Consider the following 6,000-nt stretch of genomic DNA (forward strand, 5'->3'; position numbering starts at 1 on the left):
TGATACCGTCAGACCCCATGACGGTATCTCGGTCCTGCGACAAGGAACGGATCGGAGATCTCATGGACACCTCGACGGAACGGGCGCGGATTGGGATGGCGAGCGCGAGGGCGCGCCACGGATTGACGAAAGCCAAACTGCGAGAACTACAGCCTGGCGAGCGGGCCTACAAGGTCAGCGGCGGAGGCAACGGTCTCTAGGTCGTCGTCTCTCCCGAGGGTGTGCAGAACTGCTGGCCAGCCTGCTGGCCGACCACAAGAAGCCTGAAGACCTGATTGGCGAGAACGGCCTGCTCAAGCTGCTGACCAAGCTGCTGGTGGAGAAAGCCCTGGACGCCGATCTGACCGAGCACCTGGGCCACGAACGCCATGAAGCCGTGGCCAACGCCAGCGGCAACACCCGCAACGGCAAGAGCAAGATGACCCTCAAGGGCGAGTTCGGCGAACTGCTCATCGAAGTACCCCGCGACCGCCATGGCAGCTTCGAGCCCCAGCTCATCCCCAAGCATCAGACCCGCTGGAACGGCTTCGACGACAAAATCATCTCCCTGTACGCCCGCGGCATGACGGTGCGCGAGATTCAGAGCCACCCGCAGGAGATGTACGGCGCCGAGGTCTCGCCAAGCCTGATTTCATTGTGACGGACGCCGTCAGCGAAGAGGTCAAGGTCTGGCAGGCCCGCCCGCTGGACGCCATCTACCCCATCGTCTACCTGGACTGCATCCACGTGAAGGTGCACGAGGGTGCGGTGCGGATCAAGGCGGTGTACCTGGTCATCGGCATCAACATGGCCGGCGAGAAGGAGGTGCTGGGCCTGTGGCTGGCGCAGACCGAAGGTGTCAAGTTCTGGCTGCAGGTGGTTACAGAGCTGCGAAACCGGGGCGTGCAGGACATCTTCATCGCCTGTGTTGACGGGCTCAAGGGCTTCCCCGACGCCCTCGTGGGGCTCTTGCAACATTGTCCGAATGACCAGGTGCTTGCTTTCGCGCCGATGATTCTTCGGGCGTAAAGAACACATCGGCATGCAGATCTTCAGATTGCAGACCGCGTGCCGTACAGATCTGCATGGCAGCTTCGACCATGGGTGGTGGCCCGGCGACATAGGCTTTCCAGCCATCGAAATCCTGCAAGTCCTTGGCGACCGCATCGGTCACGAAGCCACTGCGCCAGCGCGCATCCAGCTGAGGATCGGAGAGGACGGGCGTGAAGGTCAGGTTGGGATGCCGTTGTGCCAGACCTTCGAAATGGTCGACGAGATAGAGATCTCGGGTGTTGCGCGCGCCGAAATAGACATGGATCGGCTGCTTCAGACCGCCGGCAATGGCCGCCTCGACGATCCCTTTGATCGGCGCAAGTCCCGAGCCTCCGGCGATGCACAGGATCGGCCCCGTATGCTGCTCGCGCAAGTAGGAAGAGCCGAACGGACCTTCGACCAACACCGGATCGCCAACCCTCAGCTGCGCGTGGATGTGATGGGTCGCGGCCCCACCTGGCACCCGACGAATGTGGAATTCGAGCTCTCGCTCACCTGGCCTGCTTGCCATCGAATAGTCGCGGGTGGGTGCGCCCGGAAACGTGAATCGAGCGTATTGGCCCGCAGCAAAGACCAGAGGGACGTCCTCGTCAATAGCGAGCTGGATGCGCTTGATGTCGTGTGTCGCGTCCTCTATCGTCGTCACACGAAAGCTCAGACGGCGGCGCGGATGGGACGGTGAATCGCCCCGGGTTTCGTGGAGGCCGGTTGGTTTAAGTCAGGCCGCCACCATGGAGGACTGACTGGCGAGTTGCCGGTAGTAGTTTGCCTCAGCCTCTGCAGGAGGGATGTATCCGATGGGTCCGAGCAGCCGGTGATGGTTGAACCAGGACACCCATTCCAGCGTTGCCAGCTCCACCGATTCACGGGTTGGCCATGACCGGCGATGAATCACCTCGGCCTTGTACAGACCGTTGATGGTCTCGGCTAAAGCGTTGTCGTAGCTGTCGCCCTTGCTGCCCACCGAGGGCTCGATGCCTGCCTCTGACAGCCGTTCGCTGTAGCGAATGCTGACGTATTGCGACCCCCTGTCGGAATGGTGAATCAATGCGCCATCACGCTCGGGCTGCCGGGCATACAGCGCCTGCTCCAGGGCATCCAGAACGAAGTCCGTGTGCATGGAGGTACTGACCCGCCAGCCCACGATGCGCCGGGCATACACATCGATCACGAAGGCCACGTACAGCCAGCCTTGCCAGGTTGAAACGTAGGTGAAGTCCGAGACCCACAGCTGGTTCGGCCGCTCGGCCTTGAACTGCCGATTGACCCGATCCAGCGGGCAAGGGGCCTTCATGTCGCTGAGGGTGGTGCGCACCACCTTGCCCCGGCGCACGCCCTGCAAGCCCAGTCGCTTCATCAACCGCTCAACCGTGCAGCGGGCAATGACAACTCCCTCCCGGTTCATCTGTTTCCAGACCTTGTCGGCGCCGTAGACCCGCATGTTGGCTTGCCAGACGCGCTCAACGTGCGGCACCAGGGTGTCGTCACGCTGGGCGCGCGGGCAGCGCAGCTGGGGATTTCGCTGATGAGCAGCATGGCGCCAATAGCCTGACGGGGCGATCTGCAGCACTTTGCAGATCGACTCGACCCCGTAGGCCTGTCGATGCTGATCGACGAAGTTGTTCAGGACTTCAGACGGCGGTCGAGCTCCGCCTGGGCGAAAAACGCGCTGGCCAGCTTCAGGATCTCGTTGGCTTTGCGCAGCTCTTTGACCTCGCGCTCCAGCGCCTTCATCTGTTCACGTTCGGATGTCGTGATGCCGTCGCGCACGCCGGAATCGATCTGGTCTCGCTTGACCCATTCGTTGAGGGTCTGGGGCACGCAGCCGATCTTGGGGGCGATGGACTCGATGGTGGCCCACAGCGAGGGGTACTCGCCTCTGTGCTCACGCACCATGCGAACAGCACGCTCGCGGACCTCAGGTGAAAACTGGTTCGACTTCTTGCTCATGGCTCAATCCTCTCAGAGAAAAGAGCCTCCTCAAAACCCGGGGCGATTCACCGGCGCCATTCAGGACAGCATTGATTTGCCAGGCTGCGAACAGGAATCGCGCCACACCATCCAGGCGGCCCAGGCGCACGCTCGGGGACAGGATTCGAGCCAGGGACCACACGACCACGACCGATCCAAGCAGGTTGCCGAACAGCGTGCTCGTCGCGTCCAAGGGGTGCATGGTGCCCGGCAGGCCGAGCGCTTGCGAGATGGACATCAACGTCCCGTAGAGCAGCGCAAACGTCCAGGGCGTGGCAAAGGGCCAAGTGACGACCAGGTCGTACCAGGCGCTGGCTTTCATGATGGTGAGGAATCGGGCTTGTTTCACCTTGTTCGTCCGAAAGTTGATGAGAGCGCCAGTGTCAACCTTGGACTTGGCTCCAATGTCAAGAGATAATTTCATCCACCATGCGGATCGGCCAACTTTCAGCAGCGACCGGCGTCAGCCGCGACACCCTGAGGTTCTACGAAGACCAGGGGCTCATCCGGGCTCGGCGCCTGGAAAACGGCTACCGAGACTACCCCGATGAGGTCCAAGCTCTTGTCAACTACATCAAGACCGCCCAGAAGCTTGGGTTTACCCTGGCGGAGGTGGGCAACAAGCTGCCGGCCGTCTGGAGCGCGTCGGAGCCAGGCCCTGCGATTGTGCAGATGCTCGCTGAGAAGCTCCAGGAGATCGACGCGCGCATCGACGGTCTACGCGTCCTGCGCGAGCAGCTCGCAGTTCGGGTAGCGTTGGAGTGTCCGCTCATGAACGGAACGCCCGTTAAGGTCAACTGACGATCAAAGGTCCTCTCCCAACCTCGGCACCACCAGCGCCCGCTGCTTTGCGTTGGATGCAACGCATGCCATGAAGCCGGATTAGCAGCAGCCTCGGCCGCGGTACCAGAGCCGCCAACCGCTGCATGTACTGCAGCGGGCTCATGATCAGTTGCGCGGTGCCATCGCGCCACGGCTTCTCGCGCTTCAGTTTCACTTGGCCTGCGTCGTTAAGCCGAAGCCGCCCGAAGTACAGCGCCGGCCGGGTGATGTAGCGGCACAGTTGCTCCCGCCGTTTGCGGTCGTGTGCACTTCTCTTCACGGTCGGCATCCGGGTCGGAGAGGTAGGGTAATCCCCCCAATTTCCACAGTCCGCAGAAGTAGAACGGTTATGCAGCCATGGCCAGATGCTGCTTTGGGGTGAATCCGCCCAGGGCCATGTTCGGGCGGTCGTGATTGTAGGACCACATCCATTGCGTGGCGAAGTCCTGAACCTCTTCAAGGCTTGACCAGTGATACTGGGATAACCATTCGTATCGCACCGTCCGGTTGAACCGCTCAACGTAGGCGTTTTGCTGCGGCTTACCAGGCTGGATGTATTCGATCTGGATGCCCCATTCACTGGCCCAGTTCTGAATGGTGCCGCTGATGTTCTCCGGCCCGTTGTCGCAACGAATCACCAGCGGCTTGCCTCGCCAGGCAATGATCTGCTTCAGCGCCCGGATCACCCGCTCACTGGGCAGCGAGAAGTCCACCTCAATGCCAAGCGCCTCACGGTTGAAGTCGTCGATCACGTTGAACAAGCGCAGATTCCTGCCGTCCTCCAGCCTGTCGTGCATGAAGTCCATGGACCAGACCTGATTGATAGCCTGCGGCACGGCCAATGGTTGCGGCTTCTCCCGCATCAGCCGCTTGCGTGGCTTGATGCGCAGGTTGAGCTCCAGCTCGCGGTAAATGCGGTAGACCCGTTTGTGGTTCCAGCCAAAATTCTTCACGTTGCGCAGGTACAGGTAGCACAGGCCGAATCCCCAGTTGCGGTGGTTGTCCGTCAGGCGCATCAGCCAGTTGGCAATCTCCTCGTTCTCGGCGTTTTGTTTGCACTCGTAGCGGTAGCAGGATTCACTGATCGAGAACACCGCACAGGCGACTCGTATGGCGACGGCACGCTGCTGCACGACTTCCTTGGCCATCTCGCGCCGACGAGATGGCCGTGTTACTTTTTTGCGAGGTACTCGTTGGCGATTTCAGCCTTGAGCTTCTCCTCCAGATACATCTTCCTGAGGCGCCGGTTCTCGTCTTCAAGCTCCTTCATGCGGGCCATCATGGAGGTGTCCATACCGCCGAACTTGGCACGCCACTTGTAAAAAGTAGCGGTACTGATCCCCACCTCCCGGCAGATCTCTGGCACCGCCAGACCGGCCTCAACTCGCTTCAAGGCAGCCATGATCTGGCTGTCGGTAAATCTCGACTTCTTCACGTAGAACTTCCTTCTTGGAAAATTCTACTTCTGGGAACTTTGGTTTTTCGGGGGGATTACCGTAGGTTTGCCACTTCCCTGCAATCAGCACGCCCGGCCGCCGTACCTGGCTGAGTTCCGTCAGCAGATGGCCAAGCTCGTTCGAGCTGTCCGAGTTCAAAACCGCCAGCGCAGCCTGATGCAGGCCTTCTTTGACAAACTGCTGGACACCGCAGCACCCATGGTCCTGAGCGTGGCGTACGACCACGTCTGCAAGATGGCGATGCACACTGAGCTCAGTCGATGCACGGGCATCGCAGTGCACGTCTTCGATCCATTCCGTCCGTGGCAACGCGACTCTATCGAGAACACCAACGGGATGGTGCGCCTGTACTTGCCCAAGGGCACCGTCCTCCCGGGCAACCGCCAGGAGCAGATCGAAACCATTGCCGATCAGATCAACAGCCGGCCCATAAGAGGTCTGGGCGGACGAGCCCGCTGTCGGTCTATCGGGAGCCGCTCCGCAGTAGTCCGCTACACTTCACCCCCTCGTTCAACGCGCCTCAGGGTGTTGCACTACAGGCTTGAATCCGCAGTGACAGTTCCCGTGGAAACATGGTGGACGTTAAAAAATTTAGCCTGTCTTTTAGTTGCGGCAAAAATCGTTGTACAATCGTGGGCTCAGCTGATCGCAGCTAAGCAAGCAGAAGGAAGCGGCAAGTGCTGTGGAGTTTTGCAGGATCATTAAAAACATACAGCCG

The 6,000-nt window shown here is 60.5% G+C and carries 7 protein-coding genes, 1 pseudogene and 1 other annotated feature; of the genes and pseudogenes, 3 read left to right on the top strand and 5 right to left on the bottom strand.

All coding sequences use genetic code 11. The features are described 5' to 3' along the window. Nucleotides 1-229: 229 nt before the first annotated feature. A pseudogene (locus tag AC23D4_RS04330) lies at nt 230-939 on the top strand (IS256 family transposase); the annotation flags it as partial. Here AC23D4_RS04330 and AC23D4_RS04335 read toward each other — a convergent pair. From AC23D4_RS04335 to AC23D4_RS04345, 3 genes are all read right to left on the bottom strand, one after another. Further along, nucleotides 917-1,678, bottom strand: a complete 762-nt coding sequence (locus tag AC23D4_RS04335) for an FAD-binding oxidoreductase (RefSeq protein WP_472887879.1) — start codon at nt 1,676-1,678, stop codon at nt 917-919. The pseudogene AC23D4_RS04330 and the gene AC23D4_RS04335 sit on opposite strands and share 23 nt — an antisense overlap. A gap of 72 nt (nt 1,679-1,750) precedes the next feature. Next, a protein-coding gene (locus tag AC23D4_RS04340) for an IS3 family transposase (RefSeq protein WP_290729592.1) occupies nt 1,751-2,982 on the bottom strand; the annotation gives its coding sequence in 2 pieces (ribosomal slippage) (nt 1,751-2,697 and nt 2,697-2,982; 1,233 coding nt in all). Next, nucleotides 2,585-2,701, bottom strand: a sequence feature (AL1L pseudoknot). (Overlaps the previous gene by 117 nt.) Beyond that, on the bottom strand, nt 2,951-3,427 hold the full coding sequence (locus AC23D4_RS04345) for a hypothetical protein (protein WP_487623695.1): 477 nt from the start codon (nt 3,425-3,427) through the stop codon (nt 2,951-2,953). The genes AC23D4_RS04340 and AC23D4_RS04345 overlap by 32 nt, the downstream gene beginning before the upstream one ends. Before the next feature lie 5 nt (nt 3,428-3,432). On the opposite strand from AC23D4_RS04345, the gene AC23D4_RS04350 reads away from it, so the two are divergent. Further along, nucleotides 3,433-3,804 carry a MerR family transcriptional regulator gene (locus tag AC23D4_RS04350; protein ID WP_472890613.1) on the top strand — a complete coding sequence of 124 codons (372 nt, stop codon included), beginning with the start codon at nt 3,433-3,435 and terminating at the stop codon, nt 3,802-3,804. Here the strand turns inward: AC23D4_RS04350 and AC23D4_RS04355 are convergent. Beyond that, nucleotides 3,797-4,114, bottom strand: a complete 318-nt coding sequence (locus tag AC23D4_RS04355; protein WP_472890612.1) for a transposase — start codon at nt 4,112-4,114, stop codon at nt 3,797-3,799. The two genes, AC23D4_RS04350 and AC23D4_RS04355, sit on opposite strands and share 8 nt — an antisense overlap. A 58-nt stretch (nt 4,115-4,172) precedes the next feature. Continuing rightward, nucleotides 4,173-5,260, bottom strand: a protein-coding gene (locus tag AC23D4_RS04360) for an IS3 family transposase (protein ID WP_472887725.1) whose coding sequence is annotated in 2 segments (ribosomal slippage) — nt 4,173-5,008 and nt 5,008-5,260 — 1,089 coding nt in all. Because the reading frame shifts where the segments join, the coding sequence is not laid out codon by codon here. A gap of 127 nt (nt 5,261-5,387) precedes the next feature. Between AC23D4_RS04360 and AC23D4_RS04365 the strand changes: the two genes are divergently transcribed. Then, nucleotides 5,388-5,987, top strand: a complete 600-nt coding sequence (locus AC23D4_RS04365) for a transposase (protein ID WP_472890583.1) — start codon at nt 5,388-5,390, stop codon at nt 5,985-5,987. The last annotated feature ends 13 nt before the right edge of the window (nt 5,988-6,000 follow it).

It is taken from the genome of Hydrogenophaga sp. L76, assembly GCF_057654755.1.